General features: G+C 39.2%; 15 protein-coding genes. 1 reads left to right on the top strand and 14 read right to left on the bottom strand.

Features of this window, described 5'->3' with window-relative positions:
* Positions 1–106 precede the first annotated feature (106 nt).
* The 5 genes from BM375_RS14400 to BM375_RS14380 all read right to left on the bottom strand — a co-directional run bounded on the left by BM375_RS14400 (position 107) and on the right by BM375_RS14380 (position 5,948).
* Entirely contained in the window at positions 107–850 is a 744-nt protein-coding gene (locus BM375_RS14400; protein WP_139227609.1) for a hypothetical protein, read from the bottom strand.
* A 61-nt stretch (positions 851–911) separates the two neighbouring features.
* Positions 912–2,072: a glycosyltransferase family 4 protein gene (locus tag BM375_RS14395; protein ID WP_093367077.1), complete on the bottom strand. Its 1,161-nt coding sequence runs from the start codon at positions 2,070–2,072 to the stop codon at positions 912–914.
* A 24-nt stretch (positions 2,073–2,096) separates the two neighbouring features.
* Positions 2,097–3,014, bottom strand: a complete 918-nt coding sequence (locus BM375_RS14390; RefSeq protein WP_093367076.1) for a glycosyltransferase family 2 protein — start codon at positions 3,012–3,014, stop codon at positions 2,097–2,099.
* A 21-nt stretch (positions 3,015–3,035) separates the two neighbouring features.
* Positions 3,036–5,054, bottom strand: coding sequence for a glycosyltransferase (locus BM375_RS14385; protein ID WP_093367074.1), 2,019 nt, complete (start codon positions 5,052–5,054; stop codon positions 3,036–3,038).
* 60 nt (positions 5,055–5,114) lie between these two features.
* Entirely contained in the window at positions 5,115–5,948 is an 834-nt protein-coding gene (locus tag BM375_RS14380) for a glycosyltransferase family 2 protein (protein ID WP_093367073.1), read from the bottom strand.
* Positions 5,949–6,187: 239 nt separating this feature from the next.
* On the opposite strand from BM375_RS14380, the gene BM375_RS14375 reads away from it, so the two are divergent.
* Complete coding sequence (locus BM375_RS14375; RefSeq protein ID WP_093367072.1) at positions 6,188–6,937, top strand: glycosyltransferase family 2 protein; 750 nt, start codon at positions 6,188–6,190, stop codon at positions 6,935–6,937.
* On the opposite strand, the gene BM375_RS14370 is transcribed toward BM375_RS14375, so the two are convergent.
* The 9 genes from BM375_RS14370 to nuoH all read right to left on the bottom strand — a co-directional run bounded on the left by BM375_RS14370 (position 6,934) and on the right by nuoH (position 16,272).
* Positions 6,934–7,710, bottom strand: coding sequence for a capsular polysaccharide synthesis protein (locus BM375_RS14370; RefSeq protein ID WP_139227607.1), 777 nt, complete (start codon positions 7,708–7,710; stop codon positions 6,934–6,936). The two genes, BM375_RS14375 and BM375_RS14370, sit on opposite strands and share 4 nt — an antisense overlap.
* 2 nt (positions 7,711–7,712) lie before the next feature.
* A complete protein-coding gene (locus BM375_RS14365) occupies positions 7,713–8,429 on the bottom strand; it encodes a glycosyltransferase (protein WP_093367069.1) in 717 nt (238 codons plus the stop codon).
* 44 nt (positions 8,430–8,473) lie between these two features.
* Positions 8,474–9,937 carry an NADH-quinone oxidoreductase subunit N gene (locus tag BM375_RS14360; RefSeq protein WP_244525917.1) on the bottom strand — a complete coding sequence of 488 codons (1,464 nt, stop codon included), beginning with the start codon at positions 9,935–9,937 and terminating at the stop codon, positions 8,474–8,476.
* A 232-nt stretch (positions 9,938–10,169) separates the two neighbouring features.
* On the bottom strand, positions 10,170–11,774 hold the full coding sequence (locus BM375_RS14355; RefSeq protein WP_093367066.1) for a complex I subunit 4 family protein: 1,605 nt from the start codon (positions 11,772–11,774) through the stop codon (positions 10,170–10,172).
* A 2-nt stretch (positions 11,775–11,776) separates the two neighbouring features.
* Positions 11,777–13,771: an NADH-quinone oxidoreductase subunit 5 family protein gene (locus BM375_RS14350; protein WP_093367064.1), complete on the bottom strand. Its 1,995-nt coding sequence runs from the start codon at positions 13,769–13,771 to the stop codon at positions 11,777–11,779.
* Between the two features lie 13 nt (positions 13,772–13,784).
* Positions 13,785–14,090, bottom strand: a complete 306-nt coding sequence (gene nuoK / locus BM375_RS14345) for an NADH-quinone oxidoreductase subunit NuoK (RefSeq protein ID WP_093367063.1) — start codon at positions 14,088–14,090, stop codon at positions 13,785–13,787.
* On the bottom strand, positions 14,087–14,629 hold the full coding sequence (locus BM375_RS14340) for an NADH-quinone oxidoreductase subunit J family protein (RefSeq protein WP_093367062.1): 543 nt from the start codon (positions 14,627–14,629) through the stop codon (positions 14,087–14,089). Before BM375_RS14340 ends, nuoK begins: the two co-directional genes overlap by 4 nt.
* Before the next feature lies 1 nt (position 14,630).
* On the bottom strand, positions 14,631–15,194 hold the full coding sequence (locus BM375_RS14335; protein ID WP_093367137.1) for a 4Fe-4S dicluster domain-containing protein: 564 nt from the start codon (positions 15,192–15,194) through the stop codon (positions 14,631–14,633).
* Positions 15,195–15,198: 4 nt separating this feature from the next.
* Entirely contained in the window at positions 15,199–16,272 is a 1,074-nt protein-coding gene (gene nuoH / locus BM375_RS14330) for an NADH-quinone oxidoreductase subunit NuoH (RefSeq protein WP_093367060.1), read from the bottom strand.
* Positions 16,273–16,328: the final 56 nt, after the last annotated feature.

Raw genomic sequence — 16,328 nt, 5'->3', positions numbered from 1 at the left:
GGATTAATGTTCTTGGAACGTTTGTTATTCCTGTCGAGAAAAGAGATAAAGTTAGTTGCTTAGCTTGTTATTCTAACATATATAAATATCCTATACTATAATGGATTTATTGGAAGTTATGGAGGCGCGTTGTAAATCTAACAAATCCGTCTGTTATCCTACTTTGTTTTTCCTTTTCTGTATATACATTAACCTCAAACTTTGCCTCGACTAAGTATATGTCGTCTGTGATTCTTTCAATTTTAGTGATTTCAAATGTAGAGTTATCTTGTAAATCATTGGTAAGAGAGGAACGTATTAAAGGTGAAAACACAGGGATATAAGTTGTGAATGTTTCTCCGGTAGAAAGTGGATGGATCTCCATTACAAAACCATCTGTTGTGTTTTCTAAGCCATAGTCTGTTGCAAAAGTCCCTTTCCCTTCTTTAAGGATGGTTTCTTTTTTCAAAGGTATTCCTACTGTGGGGGATTCCTTGTCAAGTTCATTAATATGGTATTTTTTGCCAAAAGTGATTTCTATTTTGGAAAAGTTATCATGTCTAAAGGAATATGATTGATCAAAGATAACGGAGTCTTTTTCACCATACCACCACAGTCCGCCTGTAATATAAGCTGGACTTCTATCGGGAATAGAATCGGAATAGGATTTTATATTCACCTGTCTGTTTCCAACTCCCCAACCGCTTATCATGTTCGAGCTATATGTGATACCGTCTAAAGCAAAGGAGATGCTATCCCTAATAGGGGATTTATCTGTTTCTTCTTTCGAAGGTAGCTGAGAGGTGTCTTTCTGACAGGATAAACACATTAATAGACTGAGCACGGTGACTGTTGATAGCAGATGTTTCATATTTAAAATTTTGGCAAAAATACAATTTTAATGACAAGTCTTGCTGTGGGATTAGAATATTCTAATTTAACAACAGAAGCTTTCTATATTTTTTCTTGAAAACTAATTCGTTAAACTCATTTTCTACCAGCTTTTGAACATTTAAAGAAAAGATTTGATTTGTTTGTGGGGATATCATTACGAATGATAATATCTCTAAAAATCTTTGGATGATTTTTTCTTCATTGCTATTATTGTTAATAATATATCCAGTCCCTTTTTCTTCGTTAATGTAACCTGGAATCTCACCGACATCTGTGCATATAGGAATTACGCCTTTGGACATTCCCTCCAAAAGAACCATTGGAAAGCCTTCAAAATGAGAGGTTATCATGATGAAATGTGCTTTTTCATAATAGCTATCGAGCTCTCTTTTGTCATTTATTTTGCCGACAATATGAATTTTTGGATTTACACTCCGTTTCAAGGTCTCGAAATCGCCAATCATAGTAAATGAAAAGGGTAAAGCCTTTTGTATAGCTTCTTCTGCTATTTTGATAAATAAGTGGGGACGTTTTTCTTCTGAATTCCGGCCTACAAATAATATCTCAAATCGATTGTTACTAAAGTCTTTCTTTGTCACTTGGCGAGAGACAGGAATAGAGTTTGGAATGGTAAGGATTTTATCATTAAGATTGTAGATATGTTTTTTTTTATAAAAATCAAGGAGTTTTTCCCTATGAATAGGACCTAAGACAACTCTGTTATCCAATGTGTTGACAACAGGCAGTGAATAATTTTCAAAACTGTATTGATTATCTCCTAAGAAAGCATGCATAAGGTCGATTTTTCTTACCTGTTCTTGTAAATAGGGGAGTAGGCCAAGATAAAACTCACTATTACACCCAAATACAACGGCATTATCTCTAGCATTGATGATGGCGGAAATCTTTTTATACATTAATACTCTAAAGCTAGCTTTGGAGGACCACCTCTTTAATTCTATTAATGTTGAAACTTTTGAAAAATCCTCTTTTAGATCGCTATTTTCCGATTGATTGGTGATGAAACAAAGGGGAGAATGTTCTCTCACCGTTTCTATAATACGAATATGCACCTGCTCCCCGCCTCCAGTATGATAATAAGGAAAAAAGAAAAAAATATTGGTTTTACTCTTTTTTAAACGCCTTATTATGAAGGGATAATGAACAAGAGATTGTAGAGTAGAGAGAAGCTTTTTCATAGCAATGATTTATAAAGTCTACTTTTATAGCTTATGAAATAATGTAGGACTTAACTTTTTCAGTAGCAGTTTTACCTTTGTCTCAGTGCGCAAATCATCTTTCAAGATATCTAAAATACTATAGTCCTTCCACACATCCCAGTTTTGAGGGAAAGGATGTAAGAGAAATAATGTTTTTCTAGAACGATTTGCATTTCGTGAAGCAGTAAATTGTTGTCTATCTTGAAAAAAAAGTGTTTGTTCGGTTAATGCCTGATATTCATCAACCAAGCTTTTGAAGGTCCTGAGCATAGTTATGCTATTCTGACGCTGTCGATAGAAGTATAGTTGACAATCTAAAAACTTTATAAGGGCTACACGATCCAAGATTTTATAAATAATGGCAATATCCTCATGGAGTACACCTAAAGGAAATCTAAAATTTTCCCAAAGGGTTCTATTGAATAGCTTATTAGTCACGACAGCCATGTGTATCCCTAAATCATGGTGGAAAAGGTTATTATTTGCCTCTTTTCCAGTAAATGTTCGAGAAGTACATGATACAGAGTTGGCTAACTGGAGTTTCTCTCCATCCGTGAACTTTTTCAATCGGCAGACAGCAATATCAGCCTCACCAATCGTATTGTACAAATGCAAAATGTAATCCCTATGTACGATATCATCACTATCCACAAAAGCAATATATTCACCTTTAGAATATTCAATGCCTATGTTGCGTGCTGCCGATAAGCCTTGGTTGGTCTGGTGTAATACTTTTATTCGGCTATCCCTTAAAGCATATTCATCGCAAATGGAAGGGCTTGCATCATTGGAGCCATCATCTACCAAAATAATCTCGATCTTTGTATATGACTGATGGATTAAACTCTCAAGACATGCAAGGATATATTTTTCTACATTGTAAACAGGAATAACAATAGATATTAAGGCCTCTCTAATCATGATAGTAGACGTTTTTGATGACTATAGGTCTTCGATGACTTTTAATTTCTCTATCAAAGTTTGTATAGAAAACGGAAGTAGGCTATCCTCCGAATTATTCTGTAACTTTAACCAGGTATCTTTATCATTATACAGCTTGATGATTTGTTGAGCAAAGTCTTTTCCGTTGTCGGCTAACAAGGCATTCTTTTCATGTTTTAAGAACATACCTTCTGCACCTGTAGAACTGGTGACGACGGGCAAAAAGTATTCAAAAGCTTGCCCAATTTTGCCTTTTACTCCTGCTCCATAGCGTAATGGGGCTACCATAATCCTATGATTCATGAACAGGGTGGTGATGTCTGGAATATAGCCATGGAATTTGATTTTGGGATGATTTACGTCTTTAAATACATTCTTCACATCTCCAACGATATGAAGCTCAATATCGGGATGTGATTTCCAAACTTCGGGAAGAATTTCATCTTTTAGAAAATGAATAGCGTCTATATTGGGGTGATGTGTAGAACCTATAAAAAGAAGCCCTGTCCTTTCTTCGAATGAAGGGGTGTCTTTTTGATGTGCTTTCACATAGTGTATATTGGAGATGACTAATAATTTGGCCTCAGGAGAAAATTGGGTCATATACTCCATTTCGTCATCCGAGATCGCTACAACTATATCACACTGATTAGCCGCTTGTTTCTCATATTTATAGTACCTTTTATATCGCCTCTTGTATTTTTTGTTGTTAGGGGATACTTCTAATGCTCGTTGATAACGTAAGTGATGAACATCCACCATGTCAAATATCGTCTTTGAATGGGGGAAATGTTTTTTTGCAAATGCGTAATATTTAACAAACATATCCGAAGCGCTAAACCATACTAAAGGATTGTCCTTGACAAATCGGCGCATAAAAAATGTAAGATCGGCTATTGGTGTGTAGGCATAATATACCCGTACACCAAGTCTCTGAAAATATGCATTGTATCGGTCTTTAATTCTATTCTTGGGGGCTATTAGACTTGTATTATAACCTAACTTTAAGTACGTTTTGATAATTTCAGTTAAACGCAATTCTCCAGAATTATTATCAAATTGAGGTGGACGCACGTGGAAAAATACGATATGCTTATCTCCATAAAGCTCCTCCATTCGTTCCCACTTACTTTTGGCAGATATGTTATTCAATATAGTCCCCCATTTTGTTCTAAATATGTTATGATTTTTTGTAAATAATTCTTCTTTTGTATTATCTGTTTTTTCTTTAGAATTATAAGAGACTCCATTGTAGTGCGTCACCTTAGAGAACGGGGTATAATATATTTCTTTCCCTTGACTATGGCGTAAATGAAAGCATAAGTCAGCATCTTCGAAATAAGCAGGGGCAAATTGTTCGTCAAAGAGATTGAGGACTCCATCGTCGTTGGTCTTTTTGAATAATAGGCTACATCCAGAACAATAGTCTACCCGATATACATAGTTTATTTCAGGGGCATATATTTTTTTGTTGGCTATTTGTGTAGGAGTATGGTCATGAAGAAAAAAACTTCCTGCTTCTTGTAAAGTACCATCCATATTGAGCAGCATAGAACCCACCGCCCCAACATTGTCAAAGTTCCTGTACACAAGTAAAAGTTCATCTAAAAAACCTTGATGAACCTTAGTATCATTGTTTAATAAATATATATAATTACCTTTAGCAAAGGAGACTCCCTTATTTACACTCCTTAGAAAGCCTAGATTTTCTTCATTACGGAGAATAGTAATATTGTTAACAAAAGAAAAATCACAATTTTCACTACTCTTATCATCTATTAAAATGATTTCAAAACTTACCTCTGGAAGATTTTCGGCAATAGAATATAGGCAATTTAATGTATATTCATATTGATTGTAGAAAGGAATAATAATAGACACCAGTGGCGCCGAATGTTGAACGAAATCCAAAGGTGTCTTTTTCGTTAATTCGGGAAATGTCGTGCCGTATTGTTTTTGAAGCTTGTTTAGATAGATTAATTTTCTAAAATAATCACGTGTTTTTGAGTAGATGCCCATTAGAAATTGGATGTTAATAGCTTTTTAGCTATTTGGATGGCATGTAAGCCTAATAAATGCTTAATTTTTATAGGTCAAAGTTAAAGAATCTTTATAACTATCCCATATCCAGAATTGCCCCAAACAACATTTTGGCAGGATGCTGGTAGTCAATACCTGAGCATTGAAGGTTGTTGTAGATGATTTGCAGTGTAACCGGTTGAAAATAAGTTTATTTCTGAAATAAATCCGCTTGATTTTCCTTTTCTTGGCACATGATTTTATAGAGGCCGAGCCCTTGTGGTAACAAATAGCTTCCGTAATAAAATAGCTCTTCCAACCTTTTTTTAAGGCTCTGTAGCTAAGGTCATCATCTTCAAAATAATAGGGGCTGAAGATGGGGTTGAATCCTCCAAGTTGTTTTAATTTTTTTGTATCGTATAGCGAGTTTGCTCCCGATACGAAGTGGGTTAAATTACTCTCTCGATTGGGGTATTTTTTAATAGTAAACAAACCCTGTTTATAGAGTATACCAGTCGTTTGCGGTTTTGCACTGTCGTCAATAGCTCGACCGGTAACAGCAAAAGTTTCTCCTCCGACAAAATTATCTAAGCAGGTTTTGATGTAAGCAGGTGATAATTCTATGTCAGAATTAAGTAGAAGCAATTTATCTCCTTTTGCAACCATAATACCTTTATTGCAAGTTCTTGAAAACCCTAAATTAACTATGTTCTGTATGACTTTTATTTCGGGGTAATTATATCGTAAGAATTCAACGGATGAATCTGTAGAACAATCGTCTACAATAATGAACTCATAATCCACCTGGGAAAAATCTAAGGATGCAAATACTGAAGGTAAAAACTGTTCAAGTAATGTTCTTCCGTTGTAATTCGGAATGAGAACTGTAATCATGCTCAAAAGTATTAATTTTCTATCTTTATAACGATAATCATACAAATTGTGCTACACGTTGTTAAGTTTTTTGTAGCATTTTTGTTATTATCAACTAATGTACCGTTATATTAGAATTTTAGATATTTGACGTTATTTAACTTTTTGCTTTAAAACAAAGTAGATAGGCTTTAGGCAGTGGCTATAGGTAATAAACTTAGCCTATGGCTTATAGCTTACAGCTTGTGACTATTTAAAATATGATTAGTGTTATTATCCCCTGTTATAATCATGGGAAGTATGTAAAAGAAACTGTAGAGGCTGTCTTGGCGTCGTCGTACAGACCTTTGGAAATCATTATTGTCGATGATGGCTCTACGGATGATAGCAGAGTTGTGGGTGAAGAATTAAGTCAGGAATTTCAAGAAGTAACCTATGTGTATCAAAAGAATGCAGGCCCATCTGCCGCACGTAATAATGGTATCTCGAAAGCACAAGGAACATATATCTTGGCGCTTGATGCAGATGATTTAATTAGTGCCGCCTATATTGAAGAAGCTATAAGAGTACTGGAAAATGATCCTCAAGTAAAGGTTGTATATGCCGAAGCTGAGAAATTTGGAAGTATACAAAAGAAATGGAAGCTCAAAAAATATTCTCCCCGTCGATTGGCAAAAGATAATATGATTTATGTAAGTGCGGTCTACAGAAAAGCTGATTGGGAAAGAGTAGGAGGCTACACTGATGAGCATGTATTGGTGCGGGAAGATTGGGAATTTTGGATTAAGGTGTTGAAAGATGGAGGGGGCGTGGTGTGCCTGCCTTTTGTCGGTTTTTATTACCGTATTCATGAAAACTCACGGCGTAAGAGTATGTCCAAGGCGAAAAAGAATGATGAAATTGATTACTTAAATACTAAACACCTTGATTTTTTTAAGAGCCAATTGGGAGGTCCCTTGCGGAAGAATAGGTCTTGGTCAAGGTTTATCAATTTCTTTATTAAAGACTAACTTCGATGGTATATCCCTGCATTCTTTCTCTTGTCAGCTGGTAGTTTAAAGGATACATGTTGATGGTACTTCAAAATAGCCGGGTGAAACACATTACCAAATAATGTCCAGTCCAATGGGTAATGTATCGACCGTTTCTGGTATTTGAATTTGATAATCGTAAAAAGGCGCTTGATTGGATTTCTAGAAGAGATACGCTTTTCTCTCGGATGCTTGGCCGGATACATAAATAAGGTATCGGCATTCTGCTCAATAATCGCTTCTATACCGGATAGGAGGTCAGCACTCAATGAGGTTTGGGGTCTGCCTACCCAGGAAGGAACAGCAATGAGTTTTTGGTAATGGTCTGGTACAAAATCTCCATCTGCATTATAAATCTTTGCAGCACCCTTAGCAATTTCCCGTTTTCCCACAATCCAAATGGCGTCATTCCTAAATTCTTCCCACACCTTTTCATAAGAAACTTCTGTAGCCTTGATGTCGTGCCAACCACCGCCATAATGGTGCAATAAATAAGCGCGGATGTAGTCTGAACGATGAACGATGCTAAGTTGATTGAAAGCCCTCGGCAAGGGATGTCCCTCAACAATAAAATGGTGCAAGTTGTCAGGAGTAATTAAGCAGATAGGGACTTGGATATGCGCCTGCAGATATTCAAAACTTAACCGCCTGTTACCCGTCATTGGTGGCCCTTCCCAATAACACCATACCACAAAAGGCACACCGTGTCTGTGTGTTAGTTGATGTGGATAGTCGATTATTGCGGGAGTCATGTTTATATTTTATCGCGTCCTTTAGTAAACTTTAGCCAGTAGTACTTTAATGGGTTGGTATACTTCAGTTGTTTCCATGGGCGGCTGCCATGGGGTTTATGCAATACCGGTATATTCAATAAAACATAATTCTTGAAACCATGGGAAAGGGAAGCATTGGAAATGGAGGTGTCGAACCAATCTTTTCCTTGATCCAGTTGATTGAAAGAGAATTGTTGTAAAAAGTCAATAGACAACAGTGTACAGCAGAAGCTGAGACTACGCTCGGTAGCGATAGGTCTTCTTTCCTTTGATTCAAATTTTAAATACGGGAAGTTGATTTTGTTGTCATAGTCAACCGTTACAGCACCGACCATACCTATCTTTGGTTCTTTTTGGACAAAAGACAATAATTCTTGTAGCGTGTTTTTTTGAACAACGACGTCTGATTCAACAATAATCAAAGGAAGCTGGTGCTGTAAGCTTTTTGCCTGAGCATCTTTCAAGACCGTGAAATAATTGGGCGAAGGTGTATTTGTCAATTCAGACAAGTGTATATAGGTTACACCCTGTTCTGCTGACTTTTCCTTTAATTGTACAGAAGTTTCGGTGTCACTGAAATCATCGTATACGAAATATAGGTATTGCCCCTGGCTCTCCTTAATAGCTTTGATGGTCTCTAAGGTGTTCTCTAGAGAATTTTTGACCGGGGTAATAACAATTGCTTTGTAAGCATCCATAGTCAACAAAATTAGGAGTTAATTCCTAAATTACCTATAAGAATTTATTGCAATGCGTTTAATAATACCGAAGGGAATAACCCAAGTACAACCAGTGCTAAGGTCAACAAAATACCAATATAGAAGAGCAATACGTTGTTTTGCTTCTTCAGCTCAATCGGTTCCTCACTTTGACGAAGAAAAGCGTAAAGAGGGATTTTGAAGTAAAAAAACAGGGAAATAACAGAGGTTAAGGCACCTACACAGAGCAATAATACGTATATCCAGTCCCGCGAGAGTTGATAAATGTCGAATACTTGGGTAAAAATTAAGAGTTTTCCGAAGAATCCCATCGTTGGGGGAATGCCTATCAGGGAAATGGCGGTAATCGTAAATGCGGTAAATAATAAAGGCATCTTCTTACCTAACCCAGCGTATGAACGAATATCAGAAGAAAGGGTTTGCTGTTCGATGCGGACAATAAATAGGAAAGCCGCAAAGTTCATTAATACATAGGCTATTAGATAAAACAGCAGGTATGCAAAAGAATTTTGGTAGGCCAATACTGCCATTAATAGAAATCCTGTATGGCCAATAGAGGAGTAGGCCATTAAACGCTTCGCATCGTGCTGTCTTAAGGCAGCAAGATTACCTGCTAACATACTGGCTATAGCGACTATTGCGATAAACCAGAAGGTGAGTTCTGAAAAATAGAATAAAGAACTTGCCCAAGCTTGATACAATCGACTAAATAAAATAATAGCACCTATCTTCGGCAAGGTGGAAAGAAAAGCCGTTATGGCAGTGGGAGCGCCTTGGTAGACATCGGGACTCCAAATATGGAAAGGTACAAAGCTGAGCTTAAACCCCATCCCGACAAAAACAAAAAGCAGAGCGATGATAATAACCGGTTCGGGAGCACTCATCAAACCCTGCAAATGGGACTGGGCTTGGAAATCCAGATTTCCGGTTAACCCGTAAATCAACGAAAGTCCATAAAGCATAACGGCAGCACATACGGAACCGAATAACACGTATTTCATGGCTGCCTCGGATTGCTGTTTATTCTTGGAAAAATATCCGACAAGAACGTAGGATGCGATAGACACGGTTTCAATGGCAATAAAGGCCAAAAGCCAGTGCGAAGTGACCGTAAGTAAACTGGTTCCTATGGTTGCAGCAATTAATATACTATATGCATCACCGTTATTGTCCGTATGTCGTTGTTGGATAAACAGGGCGGAAAGGATAGCTCCTGCAATAATCAGCAAGCGGGCGTACACGGAAACATTGTCAACCAGCAACATGCCAGAAAAGGCTGTGGTGGGTTGGTCGATTTGAACAATCAGAAAATAAGCAGATATTCCATAGCCTAATAAGCTTACCACAAATGCGCTTTGACCACCTTGTTTCTTGAAGAACAGGCTTACCAAAATACAGACGATAAACGCCAACATTAAGCTGAGCTCCGGTTTGAAAACCGAAACAGAAGCAATGATGTGGTCTAATATGTTGCTGATGTTATCCACGTTTTGTTATCATATTACCCCCCTGCGGGGCTGTTTTTTTATTTTTATCCCTCTCTGTCGCAAGTTTAATGCAATGTAACTTGTAACAGGGATGTTTATTCACTGACAAGTTATAAACTTGTCTTATTTATCCTCACAGGTTACGCTTCGCTAAACCTGCGAGAGGAAAGGTATCTATTTTCAGCAATTGTCATTCTGAGCTTGTCGAAGAATAACAATTGCTCATAACTACCTACAAATAGGGTTTAATCGTTTCCAAAAGCTGTAATACAGATGCATTCAATTGGTTGAAAACCAACGAAGGGATAATCCCCAATACCAAAGCTAAAGCTAATGTCGGGAAAAGTATCAACCGTTCGCGTATGCTTACATCCGTAAGTGCCGTTGCCCAGGCTTCTCCTCCGCGCAGCCAGGTTTGTCCGAAAAACATGCGTTGCAATGTCCACAGAAAATAAGCTGCACTCAAAAGGATCCCTACCGACCCTGCTATTGCCATCCACCGTGGAATACCTGTCGCCATACTTTCAGCATTAAAGGTCCCGATAATGACAAATGCCTCACCAATAAAAGCGGAGAAACCAGGCAATCCTAAAGATGCAAAAAAGGCTATGGCTACGAAAGCTGTATATTTAGGCATGACAGTCGCCAGTCCACGGAAATTATCGATATACCGATCATGCACACGGTCATATAATACACCAACCAAGAAGAATAGAGCAGCACTTAGAAACCCATGGGAAACCATTTGGAACATAGCGCCGGAAATGCCTTCTGCTGTTAACGAAGCGACGCCTAAGATGACAAACCCCATGTGGGATACGGAAGAGTAAGCAATCATCCTCTTCAAATCTTTTTGTGCTAAGGCATTCAATGCGCCATAAAGAATCGATACCACACCGATCAACCCTAACCACCAATTGGTTTGAGCCGCTATATCGGGGAAAATACTGTAACACACACGAATGATACCGTAGCCTCCTATTTTAAGGAGTATACCGGCTAAGATAATCGATACGGGGGTCGGAGCTTCAACGTGGGCATCGGGTAGCCAAGTATGTAAAGGCACAATCGGTACTTTAATGGCAAAAGCGATGAATAATACAATGAAGCCTATTAAACGTGCAGGGATACCATATATTTCGTGGATATTACTAGCCCAGTCAAAGAAAGAGCCTGGTACATAATTTTGTGGATTCATCATGTGCAACATATTGAAGGTGTGCGCACCTGTTGCAGGATTGATAACCGAAAAATAAAGGCCTACGATAACCAAGAGCATGAATACCGAACCGAAAAGAGTATAGATGAAGAACTTAATGGCGGCATATTCCCGACGCTCGCCCCCCCATATTCCGATGAGGAAGTAGAGCGGTAGGAGCATAACTTCATAGAACACGTAGAATAGGAAGAAATCCAAAGCACAAAAAATACCCATCACTGCTGTGTTAAGGATCATCAATAGCGCAAAATAGCCTTTGGTACTTTTCTGTATGTTCCATGAAGCTCCGACACCCATCAGCATCACCAAGGTGCTGAGGACAAGTAATGGCATTGCTACACCATCTACACCTAATAAGTAGTCGATCTCAAGCTTGCCCATTGTCCCTAAATCCATCCGTATCCAGGATAACTGTTCGACAAATTGATAGCCCTCCAGTTGGTTGATGCCTCCCATTTCGGTCTGGAAGTTCGTATATAGATAACCTGCCAGGACAAACTGTAATGCTGTAAAGCCTAAGGCAATGTATTTATACGCACCTTTGGATGAAGTTGGCAAAGCCAAAATCAATAAGGCGGCGAGCAAGGGTAAAAATATGAGTATGGATAATAGCCCCATCTTTATTTAATTATCAAGTATATAATTCCTAATACGACGACAGTCAGGGCAAAGCCCAGATAGTTCTGTATTCTCCCGTTCTGTACTTTTCGGACTAAGTGTCCGATAAGATAAGCCAGTCTACCGATAAGATTAACAATGCCGTCCACAATGTATTTGTCAAACCAATTGGCAAAGGATGAAAGTCCTTTTGTAATTCCACTCACAACATATGTAATACCATCGATTATAGTTCGGTCGAAGCCATAACATAGCTGGCTAAGTTTTACGGTGCCTTGAACAAATAACAGGTTGTTAATTTCGTTCAGATAGCCTTGACGGTTAGCAAATACAATCAGGCTGTTGTTAGGGTTAAGTGGATATGCTGCTTTCACATACCAACGCCAGCCAATCCCCCAAGCCACAACTGCTCCAAGGGTCAATATAAGTGGAATGATGCTATGTGCCATGGGAATGGCAGTTGCAGTACTTTTCACATGAAACCCATGCATCAGCCAAGTATTATGGTAATCTATGGGGGTCCATCCAAAGGCAACAAATAAAGAACATGCTGCTAAAAAGCCCATAGGCCAGAGCATTGTCGATGATGCTTCATGAAGTGCTGGACTGCTGTTATTTTGTTCAAACGCAAAACGACCAAAGAAGGCTTTGAATATTAAACGTCCAATATAGAAAGCCGTAAGGATACTGACTGTAATCAAGGTCAAAGGAATAAGAAGGTGCCAGGTTCCTAACGCTGATGCCCACTCATAGGCCGACACCACAATACTATCTTTGGAAAGATAACCGGAGGTTAATGGAAAACCTGCCAAGGCTAAAGAAGCAATCACCATTAAGCCAAAAGTTTTAGGCATATATTTTCGTAAGCCCCCCATGTTGCGTAAATCCTGTGGATCTATATCCAATTTTTCATGTGCTTTAAAATGTGCCATTTCGTGGATGACAGCACCTGCGGAAAGGAACAGTAAACATTTGAAGAAGGCGTGGGTGGTTAAATGGAACATAGCAGCATCCCATGCACCAATACCCACGGCGACCATCATAAAACCCAGTTGAGAGATGGTGGAAAAGGCCAGAATCTTTTTAATGTCGTATTGTGCCAACGCAAAGATAGCAGCAGAAAGGGCCGTAATACAACCAATAATGGTGATAATTAGGAGCACAAATGTATTGAATAATGGGAATACGGTAGAGAGTAAAAATACCCCAGCAGCCACCATGGTTGCGGCATGTATCAACGAAGAAACGGAGGTCGGCCCCTCCATCGCATCAGGCAACCAGACGTGCAAAGGGAATTGTGCGGATTTTGCCATAGCCCCCAAGAAAAAGGCTATGCCGGCAATGCTCAGCCAAGCAACATTTTTATCAACCAAGATTGTGTTGCCGTCTTTGCCAAACAGTTCTACCAAATCCAATGTGCCAAAATGGGCATAAACCAATGCAATACCAATCAGAAAACCAATATCACCTATACGGTTGATTAGAAAAGCTTTTTTATTTGCTTGTGCCGCAGACTCTTTAGTAAACCAATAGCCAATAAGCAGGTAAGAAGCAAAGCCAACCAATTCCCAAAAGATATAGAGCTGAAAAAGATTGATGGAAACCGTGAGACCTAACATGGCAAAACAGAAAAGGCTGAGATACATCCAATAACGATGTATGCCTGCATCATCTTTCATATAGGCCCGGGAATAGATGTGTACAGGAAGTGCAATTACACAGACCAATAGTTGCATCAATACGGTTAGGTTATTAAGCAATATCCCAATATAAAAGGTGTTTTTACCTATGGTAAACCAAGCCCATCTTTCGTTGATAGGAGATTGGTTCCACACCTCAAAAAATACGATGCATAGGCTAATAACTGTGCTTAATATGATAGCCGCCAAGCTAATATTGCCCGAAATAGATTTCTTCCCTAAGATAGCCTGTATAAGGAAAGCCAAAAAAGGCAATAGCACGACAAGCATGCTGGCATAAATGGGCGATATGTGCATCAAGGAATCCAAACTAATCTTTTAATTCGTTTATTTTCTGTGGGTTGATGGTTTTGTAGTGTCGATACACGTTCAATATGATGGCCAACCCTACAGCCACAGCTGCCGCCGCCAGAACAATAGCGAATAGAGCAAAAACCTGCCCTCCATACTGAAGTTTGTCGTATTTCCCAAAGGCTACGAAATTCAAAATAGCAGCGTTAATCATCAACTCAATGCCTACTAAAATCATAATGCTGTTCCGTTTTGCTAAAACAGCGTAGAGTCCGATACAAAATATACAAGCACTGACGACAAGGAAATGGGTTAAAGTAATCATACGCTATCCCCCTTTCTGGATAAGTGGGCAGCACCGATCAATGCCATCATGAGAAAAATCGAAATCACTTCAAAAGGGAGCACATATTGTGTCATGAACTTGAACCCAAGGGTTCCAATGTTGTTGTCCGTAGCTTGGATAACCGTACCCTGTCGTTGAGATTCTATAATCCAATCGGGGGTGTGCTGTTTCCATCCCCAGAAAGCATAGAGCATCACGCTCAGAAAGGCAAGCGATAGAAGAGCCGATTGCCAATTTGGCAATGAAATGAACTTCCTGGAAGTGTTCTGTAAGTCTGCTAATAGTTCTTTATTGGATAGCATAAAGGCGAATATCAGTAAAATTAACACGCCGCCGACATAGACTAAAATCTGGGTAATGGCTACAAAATCTGCTAAAGCAAAAAGATAGAGTCCGGCCATAGCAAATAGCACGACGAAGAATAGGAATAGTGCCCGAGCAGTGTTTCGGATGTTGACCACCAAAAGTGCTGCGGTGATCGCTAAAGTAGCAAAGGCATAAAAGAGTATTTCTTCCATCTTATTTTTTCTTTGCTGCCTCCTTCTCAGCTTGGAAACGGGTCCACTCTTCCTTGCGTTGAGCAACTTCTTCCGTGGTCATCTCCGTAAAACCATATATTAAGTCTGTTAATTTCGAAGTGCTTTTGTCGTATTGATTGGTCATCGTAATACATTCTGTGGGGCATACTACTGTACAAAGCCCACAATACATACACTTAGCCATGTCGATATCAAACTGAGCTGCGTATAATCTTTTCACACTGCCATCGGAAGTTTTGCCAATAGCTTCGGGAGATTTGATGGATTCGATAGCAATACAGTCCACGGGACAAGCTTTGGCACATAAATCGCATACGATACAGTCGTCAATCTCTACATGCAGTTGATAGCGCCCTACCTCGGGGATAGGCATTTTTTCTTTGGGATATTGTACGGTTGTGACGCCTTCCTGCTTTTCGAAATATTTTTCATCCCGTATGTCTATCGTCTCCCGCGATTTGCGGGCAGCAAAAAGGTGGCGTACCGTCAAAAGAAGCCCTTTGACAGCAGTTAAAAATCCTTGTATGGTTGTTTTTAATACCAAAGCGTTATACAATAACTAAAATCCGCCATAATCCTGAGATTGCCATGCATACGAAAGCGACCGGGATTAATATTTTCCAACAGAGGGTCATCAACTGGTCTGCCCGAAAGCGGGGGAGAGTCCAGCGTACCCACATCTGGATACCTACAATTAAAAGTGACTTACTTACTGTCCAGAAAAGTCCCCAGCCTAAACCGGTCGTCCAATCGGCCAATCGCAAGCTGCCGATGTTGGGCAGAGGGGTATTCCATCCGCCTAAGAAGATAATGACGCCCAGTATAGAAACTAAGAACATCATGGCATACTCAGCTAAGAACAAAAAAGCAAATTTAATCCCTCCATATTCTGTATGGAAACCCCCAATCAGTTCGGATTCTGCTTCTGGAATATCAAAAGGTGCCCTGTTACATTCTGCAAGTGTCGCAATGAAGAAAATGATATACACGACTAAAAGGTGTGGCGCTTGGAAGATATGCCAAGCAAACAGCCCACCGATGTCGGTTACATCCCAAAACCCCATGAAATAGATGATTTCCGGTGAATGAATGCCTTGTAGGTCTGCAATTTCATTAAGATTTAAGGTTTGGGTAATCATGATCGCCGAAATCAAGGATAGCCCTACCGGTATTTCGTAAGATACCATTTGCGCAATGGCACGTATCGCACCCAATAAAGAGTATTTGTTGTTGGAACCCCAGCCTGCCATCAAAATACCGATGGCATCGATGGAGACAATGGCTAGAATAAAGAACAATCCAGTATTGGTATTGGTGGGCAGAAAATCAGGTGCCCATGGAACTACACTGTATCCGATAAATACCGCCACGAAAATAATAACTGGAGCGGTTAGGAATAGTGCCTTATCGGCAGCAGATGGGGTGATAAACTCTTTTTGAATAAGCTTGAGGATGTCGGCAATAGTCTGTATCAGACCATATTTGCCTGTTTCCATTGGTCCCAGCCTGTCCTGCACAAATCCGGCAATTTTTCGCTCAGCATATACTGCAAAAAGCGTAAATCCGGCAATAAAAAGAAATATTGCAATTGGGATAATGATATGTAGCAGCAGGTCGGCCAATTCCTTTTTTTAGAATAATTCTTAATTGCATGCAAACATACGGAAAATGGTGGAAA

The organism is Sphingobacterium wenxiniae (assembly GCF_900116225.1).
Taxonomy (GTDB): Bacteria; Bacteroidota; Bacteroidia; order Sphingobacteriales; family Sphingobacteriaceae; genus Sphingobacterium; species Sphingobacterium wenxiniae.
The sequence above is the reverse complement of the archived record's forward strand: the minus strand, read 5'-3'. Positions and strand labels throughout refer to the sequence as shown.

Coding starts and splice junctions, on each gene's coding strand:
- BM375_RS14400 (WP_139227609.1), bottom strand. CDS start 850: ATGAAACATCTGCTATCAACAGTCACCGTGCTCAGTCTATTAATGTGT.
- BM375_RS14395 (WP_093367077.1), bottom strand. CDS start 2,072: ATGAAAAAGCTTCTCTCTACTCTACAATCTCTTGTTCATTATCCCTTC.
- BM375_RS14390 (WP_093367076.1), bottom strand. CDS start 3,014: ATGATTAGAGAGGCCTTAATATCTATTGTTATTCCTGTTTACAATGTA.
- BM375_RS14385 (WP_093367074.1), bottom strand. CDS start 5,054: ATGGGCATCTACTCAAAAACACGTGATTATTTTAGAAAATTAATCTAT.
- BM375_RS14380 (WP_093367073.1), bottom strand. CDS start 5,948: ATGATTACAGTTCTCATTCCGAATTACAACGGAAGAACATTACTTGAA.
- BM375_RS14375 (WP_093367072.1), top strand. CDS start 6,188: ATGATTAGTGTTATTATCCCCTGTTATAATCATGGGAAGTATGTAAAA.
- BM375_RS14370 (WP_139227607.1), bottom strand. CDS start 7,710: ATGACTCCCGCAATAATCGACTATCCACATCAACTAACACACAGACAC.
- BM375_RS14365 (WP_093367069.1), bottom strand. CDS start 8,429: ATGGATGCTTACAAAGCAATTGTTATTACCCCGGTCAAAAATTCTCTA.
- BM375_RS14355 (WP_093367066.1), bottom strand. CDS start 11,774: ATGGGGCTATTATCCATACTCATATTTTTACCCTTGCTCGCCGCCTTA.
- BM375_RS14350 (WP_093367064.1), bottom strand. CDS start 13,771: ATGCACATATCGCCCATTTATGCCAGCATGCTTGTCGTGCTATTGCCT.
- nuoK (WP_093367063.1), bottom strand. CDS start 14,090: ATGATTACTTTAACCCATTTCCTTGTCGTCAGTGCTTGTATATTTTGT.
- BM375_RS14340 (WP_093367062.1), bottom strand. CDS start 14,629: ATGGAAGAAATACTCTTTTATGCCTTTGCTACTTTAGCGATCACCGCA.